We start from the raw sequence: 17747 nt of genomic DNA, 5'->3' as shown, positions 1-17747 counted from the left end.
GAATAAAATTTGATAATATTAGCTATAATTGCTTAAAATTTTAAAGGATAATTTTGAGAAATATCACAGTTGTCTATATAGCTAGTTTTATCGTGATAGCAGGTGGACTTAAGCTCTCAAGTGTCGTTATTTTGCCATTTTTAATGGCAGTTTTCATAGCTATCATCATCTCGCCTGTCATCAAAGAGCTAGAAAATCTTAAAATTCCACGAATTTTAGCCTTTATACTCGTTATAACGACGATATTTATAGCACTCGGATTTATTGGTAATACAGTTATAAGCACGATAAATGGATTACTTTCACACTTGCCTGAACTACAAACTAAATTTAAAACCTTTAGCGATAATATAATGTCATTTATAAGTAGTTACGGAATTACAAATTTACAAGATTTAATCGTCCCAAGCGAGTTTGAATCAAGTAAAATTTTTGCAAGTCTTGGCTCGATTTTAAGAAGTAGTACACAACTTGCTTCAAAGATATTCTTTGTACTTTTGCTTGTCACATTTATGCTATTTGAAACGCAAATTTTTTCTCAAAAAGTTGAATATTTTGCGAATAAAAATCCACAAACTCACCATATAGTCGATACTTTCATATCAAATTTAAAACGCTATTTAGCCATCAAATCTGCTGCATCGTTTGCAACTGGTGTTTTTGTATGGCTTGGACTTGAAATTTTAAATGTCCCTTATGCACCACTTTGGGGCATCGTAGCATTTGTATTAAATTTTATCCCTACTATTGGTTCTATTATAGCGGCGTTTCCTGCGATATTTGTAGCACTTTTACTAAATGATATAGCCACGACTATTTGGGTTATAACATTATACTTAGTGGTAAATGTTGTGATAGGAAATTTCATAGAGCCTAAATTTTTAGGAAAAGGTCTTGGCATAAGTACTCTTGTTGTGCTCCTTAGCTTGCTATTTTGGGGATTTTTGTTTGGCATTGGCGGTATGTTTTTAGCTGTGCCACTTACAATGAGTCTAAAAATAGCACTTGATGCAAACCCTAGTACGAAATTTATAGCAATTTTACTTAGTGATAAAGTTTAGCCCATAGCAGCACGTGGACTGTTGATAATCTCTTCAAAATTTAGCTCAGTATTTTCACTCATTATATGGATATTTTTGCTACGTTTTATTTTTGCGTCATCTTTAAATATAGCACGCACCTTATCCATACCAGCGTAAAAATCACGCATAAGCACAACGCAGATATAACGCCCAAAAAATGTAGGCTTTATCTTGCCCTGCTCTTCATAAATCGCATTTACGAGTTTTAATAAATTTAGCTCTACAAATAGATCTTTATAGATATTTGCATTATTATTTTTATTGTATTTTGTAACATCTACGCTACCATCAAAAAGCTCAGTTAAGAATATATATTTTAGCCTCTCTTTGCGTTTAAAACTACATTTTGCGATAACTGCACTCTCATTGGCCTTTATCTTACGTCCATAGTCTAAAAGATTAAATGCATTTATCACAAGCTCTCCATTTAAAAAGCTAAATGCACCACTGCCGATGCCGACATATTCGTGATTTGAGCCAACATACTCATCACGCATATCAGCACTTTTCTGGTTCGAAAATGCCCACGAATTGCTTTGATAATAACCACCTTTATTAAACTCACTCACGATAGTTTCATAAAATTCTCGCTCATTATCAACATTTGAAATACCTAGTGTTCTAGCTATATTTTCACGTGTTAGCTCTGATTTCATCAATGGATATAGCGTGATCTGCTGTGGCGTAATATCTTTTGATACGTTTATATCGTTTATAAGTTGCTCTTTTGTTTGATTTGGTAGATTAAATATCAGATCCAAACTTATAACAGGAAGCATTCCAATAGCCTTTTCAAGACGTTTTCTAACCTCAGTGGCACTTCCAAATTTCTCATATCTGCCGACACGCTTTAATATCTCATCATCAAAGCTTTGCACTCCTACGCTTAGGCGGTCTATCAGTCCATCGAATCTAGCCAAACTCTCGTGCGAGATATGGTTTGGATCACTTTCGGCTGAGATATCTTTTATGTCAAAAAGATCTTTTGCTAGACGAAGGGTCTTTTCTAATTCTGGCTCATTTATGAGCGTCGTACCGCCGCCAACGTATAGCGAACTGAAGTTAAATCCAGCATCTTTTATCTGTCGCATCTCTTCACGTAAATTTTTAAAATAAGCCTTAGCAAGCTCTTGTTCGTAATGGTATTTATGAAACGAACAATAAGGGCAAAATGTATGACAAAATGGTACATGTGCGTAAAGCATATATTTTTTACCATCTTTTGGTGTTTTTATATATCTTTGATCTTTTTCTAAAATTTTTATATTAAATTCATTATAAAGGGACTTCTGTATTGTATTATGAGCATAATTTACTGCAAAATTTTCAATAATATTTTTAAAAACCATAATTAATCACCTTAAATAAGTTATTATTAAATTAATCTATTAAGAATAGCGGATTTTAACTAAATTTTTCTTTTAATTGTATAAAGATGGGTAAATTTATAGTCAAAAACTGCACCTAATTTATACCATATAAGTGCGATTTTAGATATTATTTTAAATTTTTAAAACTTATTGGAAGTTCTAAGCTTAACCCTTTTACAAGTCGAATACACTCCTGTAAATCATCTATACTCTTTCCACTCACTCTAACCTCTTCGCCACGTATTGTGGCTATAACCTTTAGCTTTGTATCCTTTATGGCTTTGGTTATCTTTTTTGAATTTTCGCTATCAAGAGTATCGTTGAGTTTTAAAGTTGCTTTTATATTACCGCCACTCGCACTCTCACGCTTTGTCTCACTCACTGCAACAGGCGGTATATTTCGCTTTATCAGTTTTGATATGACTATATCCTTTAAAGCATCTATTTTATTATCACTACTGCTTAAAAGCGTGATCGTCTTATCTTTCTCATTTAGCTCTATCTCAGCCGTAATCCCCTTAAAGTCATACTTAGCCGATAACTCTTTTTTAGAGGTTTCAAGTGCATTTTTCACCTCCATCATATCCACTTCAGCACTTATGTCAAAGCTATGCTCACTAGCCATCAACTCTCCTTTATATAATTTTCTATATTTTTAGCTATTAAATTGATGAGTTTTTCACGTGCTTCTTTACTAGCCCATGCAACGTGCGGTGTGATTATCAAATTTTCTTTATTTTTGATATTTAAAAACGGATGATTCTCTCTCATTGGTTCACTCTCTAGCACATCAGTGCAAAAGCGTAGATTATTTTCATCTATCGCCCTAGCCACCGCACTTTCATCAACAATACCGCCACGTCCAAAGTTCATCAACACTGCACCATTTTTCATTAAATTTAGCTTCTCGTTACTGATTAAATTTTTAGTATTTTCATTTAGTGCTGCATGTATGCTTATAATATCGCAAGTTGTTAGCATCTCATCAAGCTCAATGCGTTTAAATTTAATATTTTGGTTGCGTCCACTAGTTGAGTAATAACACACCTCTGCTCCAAATACACACGCCATATTTGCCACACTACGACCGATCTCGCCAAGTCCTATGATACCAAATTTTTTACCGCTTATCTCACCTATCGTGCGGTCCAGATTTGTAAATATATCGCTCTTTACCCACTCACCACTTTTAACGTAATCATCATAAAATTTAATCTGATTTATTAAGCTTAGCAGACAAGCAAAAGTATGCTGAACTACGCTATTTGTTGAATATCCTGCAACATTTTTAACTACTATGCCCTTTTGTGTGGCGTAGGATAGATCAACGTTATTCATACCAGTCGCACTTATACAGATGAGCTTTAAATTTGTAGCATCCATTACCTCTTTATCTATTATGACTTTATTTGTGATGACGATATCTGCGTCTTTTAATCGAACTATACGCTCATCCGGCTTAGTTACATCGTAGCTTATAAACTCGCCAAATTTTTTAAAGACACTTAGATCTACATCACCAAGAGTATCGGCATCAAGACATACTATCTTCATCTTAATCCTTTATATAATGTCCTACAAATTTTGAGGTATTATTTATTATCTCACCACCTTTGCGATATCCCAATGCACAACCCTCATACGCGAAAAATACTCCAGCTTGATACTTTGCTCCGCTAATATCTGTGTTAAACTCATAAAATTCCTGATATACACTACGACTTTCATCGTATTCGCCAATATTTTTTAAGCTCACGCTACCATCTTTTTCTACTATGGAAACATTTGCACCCTCACGCCCAAACACTGGCTTTTTAACACATTTTACACCATTAAGTGGCTCGTAAGAGGTACGTAAAAGTAGTGGATGATCTGGATAAAGATCCCATAAAATTTTTAAAATTCCCTTACTTTGAAAAAGTAGCGTATAGGCAGGATTAAGCACGATTGCCTTTTGATTTTGTACGATATTTTTAAGGATTAGTGCAAGCGTGCTTTCTTGTATCGCTATATCCTCCCAAGGCACGAGCTTAAATAGATATTCATAATTCACATCGCCCTTAAATACGCCATTTTCATCGCTAAAATCAATCTCATTAATATAAGCAAAATCAGTCTCAAATCCAGCCTCGCTAGCTGCACTTTGAAGTAGTTTTGTTGTATTTTCATCCTCTATACTACCAGCTACACAACTAAATAAAATTTTCCAGCCTTCATAAAATTTATCAAACTCCACCGTATTGCCATCAAGCACGATAAGACGTTTGAAATTCTCCACTAATCCTGCGTAAAGATCGTTAAACTGACTAGCTTCATCCATTTTATTAAATTTAAGCATCGCCCACTGAATGATCGCTGTCTCAAACACTGCTGTTGGTGTATCTGCATTAAACTCGATGAGTTTTATAGGCTTACCATCTAATCCACCAGCTAAATCAAAACGTCCATATAAATGCCAATGCACCTCGTTCTCCCAGCTATCTTTTATAAGATCAACTAGGTTAAAAGGTATACCAACCTCATGAAATAAGTTATTATCTATTATATGCTGTGCAGCTGTTATATACATATCATATAGCTCATTTACTGCCCTATAATACGCCTCTGCTTCATCACTACTAACCGCCACAAGCTCATCTGCAACATACGCACTACCATCAGCATCTGTATGCCACGCAAATCCAAGCTGATTCATAAACTCATTGTTTAAGGGTTGAATTTTCTTTAAATTTATCATCTTTAGCCACCGTAGCTTTGGCTACTTGATCTTGAACTAGTAGCTTTTGATCCACTTGAGCCAGAGTTACCACCAAAAAAACCACTCTTAGAACTACCCTTTGGACTACTACTTGTCGTAGACTTTGCCTTATTAAAGCTATCTACAGAGCGTGTGTATGCACTTGGGTTTTTATACGCTGTTTGGCGTTGATTTTGAAAATTTTGATTGCCAAAGAGTTTGTTGCCTATCCAGCTGCCTATTATTGCACCAGCAGCAGAGCTAAGTAATATCTCGCCTAAACTCGCTCCACCGCTACTTAACTGTGCGTCAGACTTGGTTAAATTTGATGTGCCATTGTCTATCTTGGCGTTTTCTTCTGCCACAAGTGCATCCATCTCCTCTTTGCTTAACACTCGCTCTGTGCCATCAAGTTGTTTTAGCACAACTCTTGTTTCACTACTTGGATACTCCTCAAGCACTTTATACTGCCCTCGTGCTGTCTCTTCTATAATGACAAAGGCACCTTGTTTTTGTGCAACCTCACTCATTGCATCGCCTGACTTCTCGTTGCCGCTACACCCTAAAAGTCCTGCCATCACAACCGCACCAAAACCACCTATAGCTGCATAAGTAGCTATCTTTTTTATATGTTTCATATCTCTCCCATTAACTCTTTTAACGTTTTATTTTTCTTAACTAAAATTATGCCGTTTTTAAATTTAATAAATTTAGAACGACCAATTTGTCGGATTATTCTATTTTGTAGCTTTTTGCGTCTAACTTTATCAAACTCAAACACTCTTAAATACTCACTAAGACTCTGCCACTTCGTGCTTTGCTCATCATTTTTATAGTTTTGGCTAGCTGCACCCTTACTATCGCTCACACCGCTCTCTTCTACAACCGCTTCTATCGCCTCTTCATCTTTATAGGCTAAAAACGGATGTTTTATAGCATCTAAAAACTGCATAAGTTTCTCATCACGCTCTTTATAAATTTGAGAAATTTCATTTTTGCTTTCAACTAGCATCTGCTCTTTTTCTTTGAAAAGTCGCTCTTTATCAGCTTGTAGGTTTAAATTTATAGCTTTCATCTCATCAATCTGGGCTAAAAGATACTTTATAAACTCATCGTTTTTTAACTCATTTTGCTTAGTTGTTGGCATTTTTGCAAGTTTTACTTCGCTTTTTGACTTTTGTCGCTGCAAATTTGACTCATCGTCTAATATGACAAATTTCTGTCCGTTTTTCTCAATTGATTTTAGCGAACCACGCCGTATACGGTTATAGACAGCTTCTTTGGTTATACCAAGAATCTCTGCAGCGTCAGTAACATTTAATCTTTGCATAAATTTCCTATGCTAACTTAAATTTTAAATAAAGCTATTATAACAAAGCAGAATAAAAAAGAGTTAAAATGAATAAAAACAGACTAGCCAAAGCCAGTCTGTTTGGGTTTTAGAGTCTTGACTCGTAGCGTCTAAGCATATATAAACGTTTGAGCATTTTCTTTCTAGCCGCAATTTTTTGTTTTTTGCGGATCTCAGTCATAGGCTCAAAAAAGCGTCTAGCACGAACTTCAGTTACGACTAAGTTGCGATCAACTTGCTTTTTAAATTTTCTATAAGCTTCGTCAAAAGACTCATTAGGATGTACCTTAATGCCAGGCAACGTCCTCACCACCTTTCAATTAAAAAGTAAGATGTAATTATACTTTAAAATTTTTAAATTTACAAATTTTCAGTATAAATTCATTTTATTAGGATTATAATCAAATCCGATAAAATTTATAAAAATATTACTAGGAAGTCATTATGAGCCTACTAAAAACTCCTAAAAACTACGCAAGAAATCGCTATTTTGTTTTTGCAATCATCACGATTATCGCGTTTGTATTACCTTTTATTCGCATAAATGGTAACCATTTTTTCTTACTAAGCTTTGATAAGAGTAGCCTTCATCTGCTATTTACTAAATTTGATATGCAAGAGCTATATCTTATGCCATTTTTATTTATCATACTATTTTTATTTATATTTTTTCTCACTACACTTGGTGGGCGTGTGTGGTGTGGTTGGAGTTGTCCGCAGACGATGTTTCGCGTAGTTTATCGTGATCTTATACAGACAAAAATTTTAAAAATTCGCAAAAATGTAAGCAACAAACAAAAATCTATAGAAGGACATATGCTTAAAAAAATTTTGGCTGTTCTTATCTGGACGCTCATATCTGCTATTATCGCCTGTAACTTTATGTGGTATTTCGTGCCACCAGAGGACTTTTTCCTTTACCTCATAGATGTTGCAAATCACAAAATATTAATTAGCTTTTTAGCCTGTATAACAGCGTGGTTAGTCTATGACATAACTATACTAGCCGAAAATTTCTGCGTCTATATCTGCCCTTACGCTAGGGTACAATCAGTTATGTTTGACAATGACACAGTGCAAGTAATTTATAACGAAGAGCGTGGTGGTAAAATTTATGACAAAGGTATTAAGCTACAGAAAAAACCACTAGAACCAGCGGCACAATGCACTGGTTGTGAGGCGTGTGTTAGAATTTGTCCAACACATATCGATATTAGAAAAGGTATGCAACTTGAGTGTATCAACTGCCTTGAATGCTCCGATGCGTGTGCTAAAGTAATGGCAAATTTTAATCTCCCTTCACTTATCAATTGGACAAGTCAAAATGCACAAAAAACTCATACAAAGGTTAAATATGCTCGTTTTAGAACGATAGCTTATGTAGCAATACTTTGTGTAGCTTGTGTTGCTTTGGCTTTGATGAGTAGCAAAAAAGAGCATATGCTTTTAAACATAAATCGTACTAGTGAGCTTTATAATATCACAAAAGATGGAAGCATAGAAAACTCATATATATTTTTATTTCAAAACACAGATAGCAAAAATCATTCATATTATTTTGATGTAAATGATACAAACTTAAAAATAATTCAACCAAAAGAATCGATAGAAATAAAGGCAGGATTTAAACAACGCGTCATAGTAACACTTAGCTCAAATGCCGATATAGTCACGATAAGAGATAAAACAAAAAAAATAAATATAAATGCTTTTGCAATAGATGATAAAGATAAAATTAATGTAAATAGGGAAAGTATATTTGTATATCCATAATAATTGTGCTACAATTATGCAAAAATAATAAATCAAATGTAACAGGATAAATTTATGGGTATCTCAGAAAAAGGTAAAAAGCGTTACGAAACCATTATGAACGTAGGTCTTGAGTTGTTTTTGAAAAAGGGTTACGAAAACACTAGTTTAAACGATATAGTTTCAAAAGGCGGTGGCTCATTGGCCAGTATTTATAAATTTTTTAAAAATAAAGATGGACTTTTTATAGCCATAATACAAGAAAATATGGATAATGTTTTAAAAGATCTTGATGAGAAGATGAATATGCAAATTTCAAACAATTTGGAAGAAATTTTATTTAGATTTGGCATGATATATCTTGATCTGTTTTGTCAAAAAGACTCGATTGCCCTTTCTCGTTTAGTGCTTAGCGAATGCTATAAAAGCAAAGACCTTTGTGAAAATTTTACTACAAATATAGTCGGCAGAACTTGCAAAATTTTGACAAATTATCTACAAAGAGATGATATAAGACCAAAGCTTAAAAACTATGATTTAAACATAATTGCTCTTAAATTTTGTGCTCTTGTACGTGAGCCATACCATCTTGACGCCGTTATACTCGGTAAAGAGATAAAAATGGATGAAAAGCAAAAAGAAGAAAATGTTAGAAAAGTAGTTGACCTCTTTTTGCACGGAATTTATAGATAACATTATTGACTTTATTATATGTTTTGTGGTATAATCGTTCTCTTTTGAAGTAAAGTGTAATATATATTACTTGCTTTATAACCAACATAAATTTAAAAAATTAATAAGGAGAACACATGGGCAAAATTTTAAATTTATCGCTCGTATTAGTTGCGTCTGTCTTTCTCACAGGCTGCCTAGATGACATAAATATATTTAAGAAAAAACAAGACTCTGTAGCAACATCACAACGGCAAATGCCTCCCCCTGCTCACGTTGACGTTATAGTTGCAAAAAAGGGTAGTTATCCTATGAGCTTTGAATATCCAGCCAAGATACAAAGCGAACAAGATGTTGTGCTAAAACCAAAAGTTTCAGGCACACTCATAAAACAAAATTTCAAGCCCGGCGATAGCGTAAAAGCAGGTCAGATACTATTTATTATAGATCCATCAAAATATCAAGCCACATATGATGCATATGAAGCCAGTATAGCACAAGCTACTGCGAATTTAAAAAATGCAAAAAGTGAACTAACCCGCGTCCAGTCACTATTTAAACAAAAAGCAATATCACAAAAAGAGTATGACGCAGCAGTTGCGACACACGATAGTGCAAACGCGGCTTTGCAAAGTGCTCAGGCAAATGCTAAAAATGCTAAAATCGACTTAGGTTACACAAATGTAACCGCACCATTTTCTGGTGTCGTAAGTGAAAATTTAGTAGATGTTGGCACATATGTTGCAGCTGGTAGTACAGAGCTAGTTAGACTAACTAAGATCGACCCTATAGATGTGAGATTTTATATCACAGATATCGACAATCTAAATAGAGTTAAAAATTTAGATAACAATAGCTGGGAGCAGATAAACGAAGAAGCTAATCTAAAAATAGATGGACAAACCTACACTGGAAAAGTTAAATTTATAGATAGCGTTGTAGATGAAAGTAGTGGTGGCGTTTTAGCAAAAGCTGAGTTTGACAACAAAAATGGTAAGCTTATTCCTGGTATATTTGCAACTATATCAATGGATGGCTTTATACAAAGAGATAGTTTTGTGATACCTCAAATTGCAATACTACAAGATATAATAAGCCCTTATGTCTATGTTGTAAAAGATGGCAAAGTAGCTAAAAAAACTATAAAAATCGTATATCAAAAAGTTGCAGAGGCTTATGTGAGTGAAGGGCTAGAAGATGGTGATCTCATCATCACAAATAACTTTAAAAAGATCGGCATAGGTTCACCGGTAGTTGTTGATACACAAGGCAAGGAGAACAAGTAATGTTTTCTAAATTTTTTATCAATCGTCCGATATTTGCATCCGTTGTATCGATTATCATCGTTATAGCTGGTTTGGTATCAATGCTCGGACTTCCAATAGAGGAGTATCCCAAGCTCACTCCGCCACAAGTAAGTGTAAGTGCTACTTACACAGGTGCTGATGCTGAAGCTATCTCGACAACAGTTGCTTCTATCCTTGAAGATGAGATAAACGGTGTTGAAAATATGATATATATCCAAAGCACCTCAAGTTCAAGTGGCACTATGAGCTTAAATGTATATTTTAAAATCGGTTCAAGTGCTAAGCAAGCGACTATAGATGTAAATAACCGCGTTCAAGCTGCCCTATCACGTCTGCCTGATGAAGTGCAAAAAGTAGGAGTTATAGTCCGCGAAAGAAGTAGTTCCATACTTCAAGTCGTATCATTTACTACAGATGATCCAAATATGAAACGTCGTGAGTTAGCAAACTATGTGCTTTTAAATATTGCCGATGAAATTAAACGCGTCAAAGGTGTCGGCGATGCTACTGTTATCGGCGAACAAGCATATGCTATGAGGATTTGGCTAAAACCAGATCAGCTTTCTAAATTTAATATGAGCGTTTCAGAGGTATTAAATGCCGTTTCAGTTCAAAATAAACAATACGCAGCTGGTAAAATCGGCGAACAACCTTTGCAAGATTCTAAAAACCCGTATGTATATTCTATAAAGGCTGATGGACGATACAAGACAGTTGAAGAGTTTGAAAATATAATCTTACGAGCAAACTCAGATGGTACTATGCTTAAACTAAAACAAGTGGCAGATGTAAACATAGGCTCACGAAGTTACGCGTTTAACGGCTTTTTAAACAACCAAGATACAGTTCCTATGCTTATACTTTTGCAAAACGATGCAAATGCCCTTGAGACATCTAACCTTGTTAAAAAGAGACTAGAAGAGCTTTCTGCAAGTTATCCAAAAGGTTTTAAACACACAATTTCATATGACACTACAAAATTTGTTGAAGTATCCATACAAGAGGTTATTAAGACATTTATTGAAGCTATGTTTCTTGTTATGATAGTTATGTATTTATTCCTTAAAAGTATCCGTGCAACTATTATACCTATGCTTGCGGTACCAGTATCTATCATAGGTACATTTGGTGGTTTTTATGCGATGGGCTTTTCAATAAATTTAATAACTCTATTTGGTCTTATACTCGCTATCGGTATAGTCGTTGATGATGCGATCATAGTTATAGAAAATGTAGAACGTATAATGCACGAGAAAAAAGATATAAGTGTAAAAGATGCTACTATAAAGGCTATGGAAGAGGTAGCTACGCCGGTTATATCTATTGTGCTTGTTTTATCGGCAGTTTTTATACCGGTTTCATTTATGGAAGGTTTTGTTGGTGTTATACAAAAGCAGTTTGCACTTACGCTAGTTATATCCGTTTGTATATCTGGCTTTGTTGCACTTACGCTCACACCAGCACTTACGGCAATAATGTTAAAACGTGGTGAGAATAAACCATTTTGGATAGTTCAAAAATTTAATGACTTCTTTGATTGGAGCACAGATATATTCTCTGCTGGTGTTGCTAAGGTTATTAGACACGTTATACTAAGCCTCATCACCATTGGCATAGTCATATACTCTATGACACATCTATTTAATGCCATACCAAAGGGTCTTGTACCTAGCGAGGACAAGGGCTATATGATGGTTATATCATCTTTGCCACCAGCATCAGCAGTAGCTAGAACCATAGAAGAGACTAAAAAAATGGGCGATATGCTTATGGCTGATCCAAATATCAAATACATAACGCAGTTTGCCGGCTATGATATGATAGCAGGAGCACTTCGTGAGAATTCAATAGTAAATTTCGTAGGTACAACAGACTGGAGCGAGAGAAAGACACCTGAAACTAGTATGGATGCACTTATTGGCAAATATAATAAAGTATTTTGGCCTTCTAAAGAGAGCTTAAGCTTTGTTGTTAATGTCCCGCCAATTATGGGTCTATCTATGACTGGTGGCTTTGAAATGTATCTACAAAATAGAAGCGGTAAAACATATCAAGAGATAGAAAAGGATGTTCTTGAAGTAGTTAATAAAGCTCGTCAGCGTCCAGAGCTAACAAGTGTCAGAACGACGCTTGAGACAAATTTCCCACAATTTGATATAAATATAGACTATGAAAAAGCTCAACTACTTGGTGTTAGCAAGGCAGATATATTTAACACATTAGCTGCAACTATGGGATCTTATTATATAAATGACTTTAATATGTTTGGCAAGACTTATCGCGTTTATGCAAGAGCTGGAGAGACTTATAGAAACTCACCAGAAGATCTAAGAAATATCTTTGTAAAAAGCTCAAATGGTAATATGATATCTATTGGTTCACTAGCCACACTTACAAGAAGTATGGGGCCAGATCTAGTTGATCGCTTTAATCTCTTCCCAGCAGCAAAGGTACTTGGCGATCCTGCTAGTGGCTATACTTCAGGCGATGCAATCAAGGCCATACAAGAGGTCGTAGAAAATACTTTAAACAAGAGTGAATACTCTATCGCTTGGGCTGGAACAGCATATCAAGAGGTTGTATCAACCGGTGCTGGAACACAAGCATTTGTATTTGGTATGATATTTGTATTTTTGATACTCGCAGCTCAATACGAGAGATGGCTTATACCACTTGCTGTCATCACAGCCGTGCCATTTGCAGTATTTGGTTCACTTTTAGCCACTTGGGCTAGAGGGCTTACAAATGATGTTTATTTTGAAGTTGGTCTATTGCTGCTTATCGGACTCTCGGCTAAAAATGCGATCCTTATTGTGGAATTTGCTATGCAAGAGCGTGAAAGTGGCAAGAGTATATTTGACGCAGCTGTAAATGCTGCCAGACTTCGTTTTAGACCAATTATTATGACATCTATTGCATTTACTTTGGGTGTTTTTCCTATGGTTGTCTCAAGCGGTGCTGGAGCGGCATCTCGCCACTCGCTAGGCACAGGTGTTGTCGGCGGTATGATAGCAGCTTCAACGATAGCGATATTTTTCGTACCACTATTTTACTATCTGCTTGAAAATTTAAATGAGAAATTTTGGAGCAAAGGCAAAGTTGTTAAACGTGATGGAGGTGAGTTAAATGCGTAATTTAGCTATTTTTATTATTACTTTATTTATGGCTGGTTGTTCATTTCGCCCAGAGCTTCCTGAGGTAAATACAACATTTGAATATAAATTTGAAAGTAGCGATATAAATGATTATTGGTGGCGTGAGTTTAAAGACGAACGCTTAAATGCACTTGTAGATGACGCCTTAAAGCACAACATAGACCTTAAAATAGCATATATAAATTTACAAACAGCAGCTTTAACGCTTAAAAACTCAAAGGCGGATCTTTTTCCAACTTTGAGTGCTGAAGCTGGTGCGAGTAAAGCCAGGACAAGTGGAGAGACCTATACAGGACAGGATAATATAAAATATGATAGCTTTTCACTCAGTGCTGTTTTAAACTATGAAGTTGATCTTTGGGGCAGAGTAAGAAATTCTATTGCTTCATCAGATGCACTCTTACAGGCTAGTAAATACGACTATGCAAATGCTAGATTAACTCTTGCATCAAATGTTGCCAAAAGTTACTTTGCACTGATAGCACTTAGAATGCAAGAAGAGATTTTACAAAAGACACTTAAAAGCTATACAGATACGATGAACTACCGCAAAAAGCAGCTAGACGCTGGTACGATAACTCAGATGGTCTATCTGCAAAGCGTGGCTTCTGTGCAAAGTGCTCAGATAAATCTTGCTGATGTTAAAAACTCAATCATCGCAACATCAAACGCTTTAGCAATACTAGTCGGCAGAAATAATAATGAAATTTTAAACGAGATCATCACTACGGTAAATTTTATGCCTACAGCACCGCAGATAGAGGCTGGTATAAGCTCAGATATATTACTTCGTAGGAGTGATGTAGCTAGTGCTTATGAGAGTCTAAAAAGCTCAAATGCCCTTGTAGGCGTCGCAAGAGCGGCGTATTTTCCTACGCTTTCACTGACTGGTGTTTTTGGATTTAGCTCAAATGAATTTGATAGGCTTTTTGTCCAAAATGCAAATTTGTGGTCTTTAGCAAGTTCGCTCACACAGAGCATATTTGACTACGGAAAACGTGCAAATAAAGTTGAGATAGCCAAACTCGCACAAAGCTCAAATGCACTAAAGTATGAAAAAACTATCAAAACAGCACTTAGTGAGGTTAGAATTGCTTTACAAAACCGCAAAAATGCCGTATATGTAGCTGAAGCAACAAAAGATCTTTTAGACTCACAGGAGCAAATTTATACACTTGCCAAGAATCAGTTTGATGCAGGGTATGCGGATCACTTGACGCTTCTTGACGCCCAAAGAGCACTACTTAGCACACAGCTTAGCGAGATAAACTCTTGCCTTAATTTAAATAATGCTATCGTTGAAGTTTATAAAGCATTTGGCGGTGGTTTTAAAGTAGAAGAGACAACTAAATAAATTTTGTAGCACATAGGCATTTTGCCTATGTGTAAATTTTATATCACGTCAAAATATTGATTTACATTAACCATATTTTTTAAATTTTAAGATACTATATATTATAAAATTTTAAAAAGGAGTTCTATGAAAAAGGTTTTGGACTTTATCTTTTCTTGGGGATTTTTCGCTTTTGCGATCATTTTAGGTATAGCTTTATGGTTTTTGATTGATTATATAGACCAGTTTAGATTAGAAGCAACCTGGATTGATATTAGTGAGATATTTGCTATGGCTGCGGTTTTTGGGATAGTATTTTATCTGATCGCAGCGATATTTATTATGCCTATTAGAAAAATATATCACAAAAAAGAACACAACCTCAAATAAGAAATTTTAAAGTATCTCAAAACAACAAAAAGTCGTCTAGGTATTTTGTTTACCCAAACGACTTTAAAAATTTATCATACTGGCATTACACGAATTTTAGGACTTAGCTCCTCTTGAAGAACATTTTCTATAGCATATAGCGTTCCGCCTGCACCACTAGCACAACCAGAACATGCACCAAGATAACGGATGTAAATGTCGATATTGCTATCATTATCTTTTTGGATATCTAAGACTTCAAGATTACCGCCATCCATCATAAGCATAGGACGTATCTCTTTATCCATTAACGACTCGACCGCCTTTAACTGCCCAACAACTGTCATCTCATCAAAACTTAGATCATTTAGACTATGATTTACCTGTGCGTTAGCTTGTGTTTTTAATCTCTCTTGTTCCATTTCAGCTCTAGTATCACGAAGTATATCGACTAGATAATATTCACGTTTTTCGTGTCCGCCGGGCTTGACACAGCTTTTACAAAAAGCTCCTGCTTTTGTATATTGGGTGATCTCTTCTACTGATTTTAGATCGTTTAAGCGTATTACCTCTTTTATCGTACCAAGACTCACTCTTGCACACTCACAAACTATAATCTCATCCTCAAAATGTTCAGGATCTACACCCTTATAGCTGGCAGCAGCAGCCTTGATAACATCATATGCCATAACAGAACAGTGCATCTTTTGTGGTGGAACAGCTGGAGTGTCAGGCGTATCACGCATAGCTTTTTCAACATCTAAATTTGTTATCTTTACTGCTTCATCGACAGTTTTACCAATACAAAGCTCCGCCATAGTATCAGAACTAGCTATCGCGGTGCCACAACCAAAACTTTTAAATTTAGCGTCTATTATCTTATCTGTCGCCTCATCAACAAGCCAATATAATCTAACCGCGTCACCGCAGCTCTCTGCACCAAAATCCGCTACTATGAGTTTTGCATTTAGCCTTTTTGCATCTTCTTCGGTTAACTCTCCCATAAATTTTGGATTATTCATCCTATCTTGAACTTTATTTGAATACTCATCCCAGATCGAGCCACCGATTAAACTATTTTTTGCCATTTTTTATCCTTATTTTTTAATTTATAAATTTATAGACCACTTACGTGTCCTTCTGGTAAATAAGCAAATGTGCTTGATATAGATCTTAAACGTTGCGTCGCACGTCTTATATGCTCTATTGCATACTCTATTTCTTCTTCTGTATTAAACCTTGAAAGTGAAAGTCTAAGTGCTGTATGAGCTAGCTCCTTATCCGCTCCGATAGCCTCCATTATAGGATTGCTCTCTAGTGTCTCACTAGCACATGCTGATCCTGTTGAGGCTGCTATCTCAGCACGGTTTAGATCCCATAACATAGCCTCTCCTTCAACACCTTTTATAGATGCCAAAATCGTATTTGGCACTCTATTTTCACGTCTTCCAACTACCGAAACGTCAGGTATCGTTAGCAAGGCATCTTCTAGCTTATCACGCAGACGTCTTACATGCGAACGTTCAAAATCCATAAATTTATTAGAAAGTTCTAACGCCTTACCCATGCCAACTATGCCAGCAACATCAAGTGTGCCACTCCTACGACCGCCCATATGTTCTCCACCGTGCAGTAAACTACTAAGTGGCTGACTATCTTTTATATAAAGTCCGCCAACACCCTTTGGTCCATGAAATTTATGAGCTGAGAAGCTTAAGAAGTCCACATCCAAATCACATACATTTATCGTAATCTTGCCCATCGCCTGTACTGCGTCAGTGTGGAAAAGAGCACCATACTCGTGTGCAATAGCTGCAAATTTTTTAACTGGAAATATCATACCAGTTTCGTTATTTGCCATCATTATTGACACCAATGCAACATCATCACTCATAGCCTCTTTAAGCTGTTGTGGCTCTACAATGCCTTCGCTATTTACATCAAGTATCGTTATCTCTACTCCAAATTTCTTTAAAAACTCACATGTCATACGGATCGCAGGATGTTCAACAGCACTGATGATAACTCGCTTTCGGTTACCATTTAAGATATGATCAAAATACACACCCTTCATTACCCAGTTATTACTCTCTGTCGCACACGAAGTAACTACAATATCATCGCTATCTTTTGCATTTATACCAGTATAAAGCTGATCTAGGGCCGTTCTAAGTGCAGGGTGTGTCTCTGAGCCGAATTTATGAAGTGAGTTTGGATTACCATACTTTTCACAAAAAAATGGTTTCATAAGCTCATATACTTCAGGATCAACCATTGTCGTAGCGTTATTATCTAGATAAACTCTCACTATTTTGCCTTTAATTAGGATATTTTTTATCCTTTTTATTTTTTATGCGATATTATAACAAATTTAATAAAAAAAGGTTTAAATTTTTGGCTTAATTTTTTCAAATTTAGGTCCATTTTGATAAAAATATTATATTGAAATTCTTTATCAAGATTAGATTTTATCAATATTCTGGCAAATTTCAATAAAATAAGACTAAAAAAGTATGAAAATTAAGTTTTTTTCTTAAGCAAAAATATTTTTAATTTTTTACTTAAATGTATAAAATTTAAAAAATATCAAAAGCAACAAACAAAATTCAATAGGTAAAA

General features: G+C 35.3%; 16 protein-coding genes. 7 read left to right on the top strand and 9 right to left on the bottom strand.

The window, feature by feature from the left end; translation table 11 throughout:
- The first annotated feature begins 53 nt into the window (after positions 1 to 53).
- Positions 54 to 1061: an AI-2E family transporter gene (locus KDE13_RS03635; RefSeq protein ID WP_229204359.1), complete on the top strand. Its 1008-nt coding sequence runs from the start codon at positions 54 to 56 to the stop codon at positions 1059 to 1061.
- On the opposite strand, the gene KDE13_RS03630 is transcribed toward KDE13_RS03635, so the two are convergent.
- The 7 genes from KDE13_RS03630 to rpsU all read right to left on the bottom strand — a co-directional run bounded on the left by KDE13_RS03630 (position 1058) and on the right by rpsU (position 6841).
- Complete coding sequence (locus KDE13_RS03630) at positions 1058 to 2431, bottom strand: coproporphyrinogen III oxidase family protein (RefSeq protein WP_212142873.1); 1374 nt, start codon at positions 2429 to 2431, stop codon at positions 1058 to 1060. The two genes, KDE13_RS03635 and KDE13_RS03630, sit on opposite strands and share 4 nt — an antisense overlap.
- A 148-nt stretch (positions 2432 to 2579) precedes the next feature.
- A complete protein-coding gene (locus KDE13_RS03625; protein ID WP_212142872.1) occupies positions 2580 to 3077 on the bottom strand; it encodes a YajQ family cyclic di-GMP-binding protein in 498 nt (165 codons plus the stop codon).
- Complete coding sequence (locus KDE13_RS03620) at positions 3077 to 4006, bottom strand: D-2-hydroxyacid dehydrogenase (protein ID WP_212142871.1); 930 nt, start codon at positions 4004 to 4006, stop codon at positions 3077 to 3079. The genes KDE13_RS03625 and KDE13_RS03620 overlap by 1 nt, the downstream gene beginning before the upstream one ends.
- A 1-nt stretch (position 4007) precedes the next feature.
- Positions 4008 to 5189 (bottom strand): glutathionylspermidine synthase family protein, encoded by a 1182-nt coding sequence (locus tag KDE13_RS03615; RefSeq protein WP_212142870.1) that lies wholly within the window; start codon positions 5187 to 5189, stop codon positions 4008 to 4010.
- Between the two features lie 2 nt (positions 5190 to 5191).
- A complete protein-coding gene (locus KDE13_RS03610) occupies positions 5192 to 5827 on the bottom strand; it encodes a UPF0323 family lipoprotein (protein ID WP_212142869.1) in 636 nt (211 codons plus the stop codon).
- Complete coding sequence (locus KDE13_RS03605) at positions 5824 to 6519, bottom strand: helix-turn-helix domain-containing protein (RefSeq protein ID WP_212142868.1); 696 nt, start codon at positions 6517 to 6519, stop codon at positions 5824 to 5826. Before KDE13_RS03605 ends, KDE13_RS03610 begins: the two co-directional genes overlap by 4 nt.
- A 109-nt stretch (positions 6520 to 6628) precedes the next feature.
- A complete protein-coding gene (gene rpsU, locus KDE13_RS03600; protein WP_169937989.1) occupies positions 6629 to 6841 on the bottom strand; it encodes a 30S ribosomal protein S21 in 213 nt (70 codons plus the stop codon).
- Between the two features lie 143 nt (positions 6842 to 6984).
- Here rpsU and ccoG point away from each other — a divergent pair, with 143 nt between their 5' ends.
- The 6 genes from ccoG (at position 6985) to KDE13_RS03570 (ending at position 15149) form a co-directional block, all read left to right on the top strand.
- Complete coding sequence (gene ccoG / locus KDE13_RS03595) at positions 6985 to 8313, top strand: cytochrome c oxidase accessory protein CcoG (RefSeq protein WP_212142867.1); 1329 nt, start codon at positions 6985 to 6987, stop codon at positions 8311 to 8313.
- Positions 8314 to 8367: 54 nt separating this feature from the next.
- Complete coding sequence (locus KDE13_RS03590) at positions 8368 to 8985, top strand: TetR/AcrR family transcriptional regulator (RefSeq protein ID WP_212142866.1); 618 nt, start codon at positions 8368 to 8370, stop codon at positions 8983 to 8985.
- Positions 8986 to 9101: 116 nt separating this feature from the next.
- Entirely contained in the window at positions 9102 to 10250 is a 1149-nt protein-coding gene (locus KDE13_RS03585; protein ID WP_212142865.1) for an efflux RND transporter periplasmic adaptor subunit, read from the top strand.
- Positions 10250 to 13405 carry an efflux RND transporter permease subunit gene (locus KDE13_RS03580; protein ID WP_212142864.1) on the top strand — a complete coding sequence of 1052 codons (3156 nt, stop codon included), beginning with the start codon at positions 10250 to 10252 and terminating at the stop codon, positions 13403 to 13405. The genes KDE13_RS03585 and KDE13_RS03580 overlap by 1 nt, the downstream gene beginning before the upstream one ends.
- Positions 13398 to 14780, top strand: a complete 1383-nt coding sequence (locus tag KDE13_RS03575) for an efflux transporter outer membrane subunit (protein ID WP_212141453.1) — start codon at positions 13398 to 13400, stop codon at positions 14778 to 14780. Before KDE13_RS03580 ends, KDE13_RS03575 begins: the two co-directional genes overlap by 8 nt.
- A gap of 126 nt (positions 14781 to 14906) precedes the next feature.
- Positions 14907 to 15149 carry a hypothetical protein gene (locus tag KDE13_RS03570; RefSeq protein ID WP_212140620.1) on the top strand — a complete coding sequence of 81 codons (243 nt, stop codon included), beginning with the start codon at positions 14907 to 14909 and terminating at the stop codon, positions 15147 to 15149.
- A 74-nt stretch (positions 15150 to 15223) separates the two neighbouring features.
- On the opposite strand, the gene KDE13_RS03565 is transcribed toward KDE13_RS03570, so the two are convergent.
- Together KDE13_RS03565 and KDE13_RS03560 are read right to left on the bottom strand one after the other, a co-directional pair.
- A complete protein-coding gene (locus KDE13_RS03565) occupies positions 15224 to 16216 on the bottom strand; it encodes an iron-sulfur cluster assembly scaffold protein (protein WP_212140619.1) in 993 nt (330 codons plus the stop codon).
- Positions 16217 to 16245: 29 nt separating this feature from the next.
- Complete coding sequence (locus tag KDE13_RS03560) at positions 16246 to 17436, bottom strand: NifS family cysteine desulfurase (protein WP_212142863.1); 1191 nt, start codon at positions 17434 to 17436, stop codon at positions 16246 to 16248.
- Positions 17437 to 17747: the final 311 nt, after the last annotated feature.

The organism is Campylobacter anatolicus (assembly GCF_018145655.1).
Classification (GTDB): Bacteria; Campylobacterota; Campylobacteria; order Campylobacterales; family Campylobacteraceae; genus Campylobacter_A; species Campylobacter_A anatolicus.
Note: the sequence above shows the minus strand (reverse complement) of the source record. Positions and strands in the feature narration are given on the sequence as shown.

Excerpts from the sequence above, each read along its gene's own strand:
- ccoG (WP_212142867.1), top strand. The coding sequence starts at position 6,985 with ATGAGCCTACTAAAAACTCCTAAAAACTACGCAAGAAATCGCTATTTT.
- KDE13_RS03605 (WP_212142868.1), bottom strand. The coding sequence starts at position 6,519 with ATGCAAAGATTAAATGTTACTGACGCTGCAGAGATTCTTGGTATAACC.
- KDE13_RS03630 (WP_212142873.1), bottom strand. The coding sequence starts at position 2,431 with ATGGTTTTTAAAAATATTATTGAAAATTTTGCAGTAAATTATGCTCAT.
- KDE13_RS03610 (WP_212142869.1), bottom strand. The coding sequence starts at position 5,827 with ATGAAACATATAAAAAAGATAGCTACTTATGCAGCTATAGGTGGTTTT.
- KDE13_RS03570 (WP_212140620.1), top strand. The coding sequence starts at position 14,907 with ATGAAAAAGGTTTTGGACTTTATCTTTTCTTGGGGATTTTTCGCTTTT.
- KDE13_RS03580 (WP_212142864.1), top strand. The coding sequence starts at position 10,250 with ATGTTTTCTAAATTTTTTATCAATCGTCCGATATTTGCATCCGTTGTA.
- KDE13_RS03625 (WP_212142872.1), bottom strand. The coding sequence starts at position 3,077 with ATGGCTAGTGAGCATAGCTTTGACATAAGTGCTGAAGTGGATATGATG.
- KDE13_RS03590 (WP_212142866.1), top strand. The coding sequence starts at position 8,368 with ATGGGTATCTCAGAAAAAGGTAAAAAGCGTTACGAAACCATTATGAAC.
- KDE13_RS03575 (WP_212141453.1), top strand. The coding sequence starts at position 13,398 with ATGCGTAATTTAGCTATTTTTATTATTACTTTATTTATGGCTGGTTGT.
- KDE13_RS03620 (WP_212142871.1), bottom strand. The coding sequence starts at position 4,006 with ATGAAGATAGTATGTCTTGATGCCGATACTCTTGGTGATGTAGATCTA.
- KDE13_RS03615 (WP_212142870.1), bottom strand. The coding sequence starts at position 5,189 with ATGATAAATTTAAAGAAAATTCAACCCTTAAACAATGAGTTTATGAAT.
- KDE13_RS03565 (WP_212140619.1), bottom strand. The coding sequence starts at position 16,216 with ATGGCAAAAAATAGTTTAATCGGTGGCTCGATCTGGGATGAGTATTCA.
- KDE13_RS03585 (WP_212142865.1), top strand. The coding sequence starts at position 9,102 with ATGGGCAAAATTTTAAATTTATCGCTCGTATTAGTTGCGTCTGTCTTT.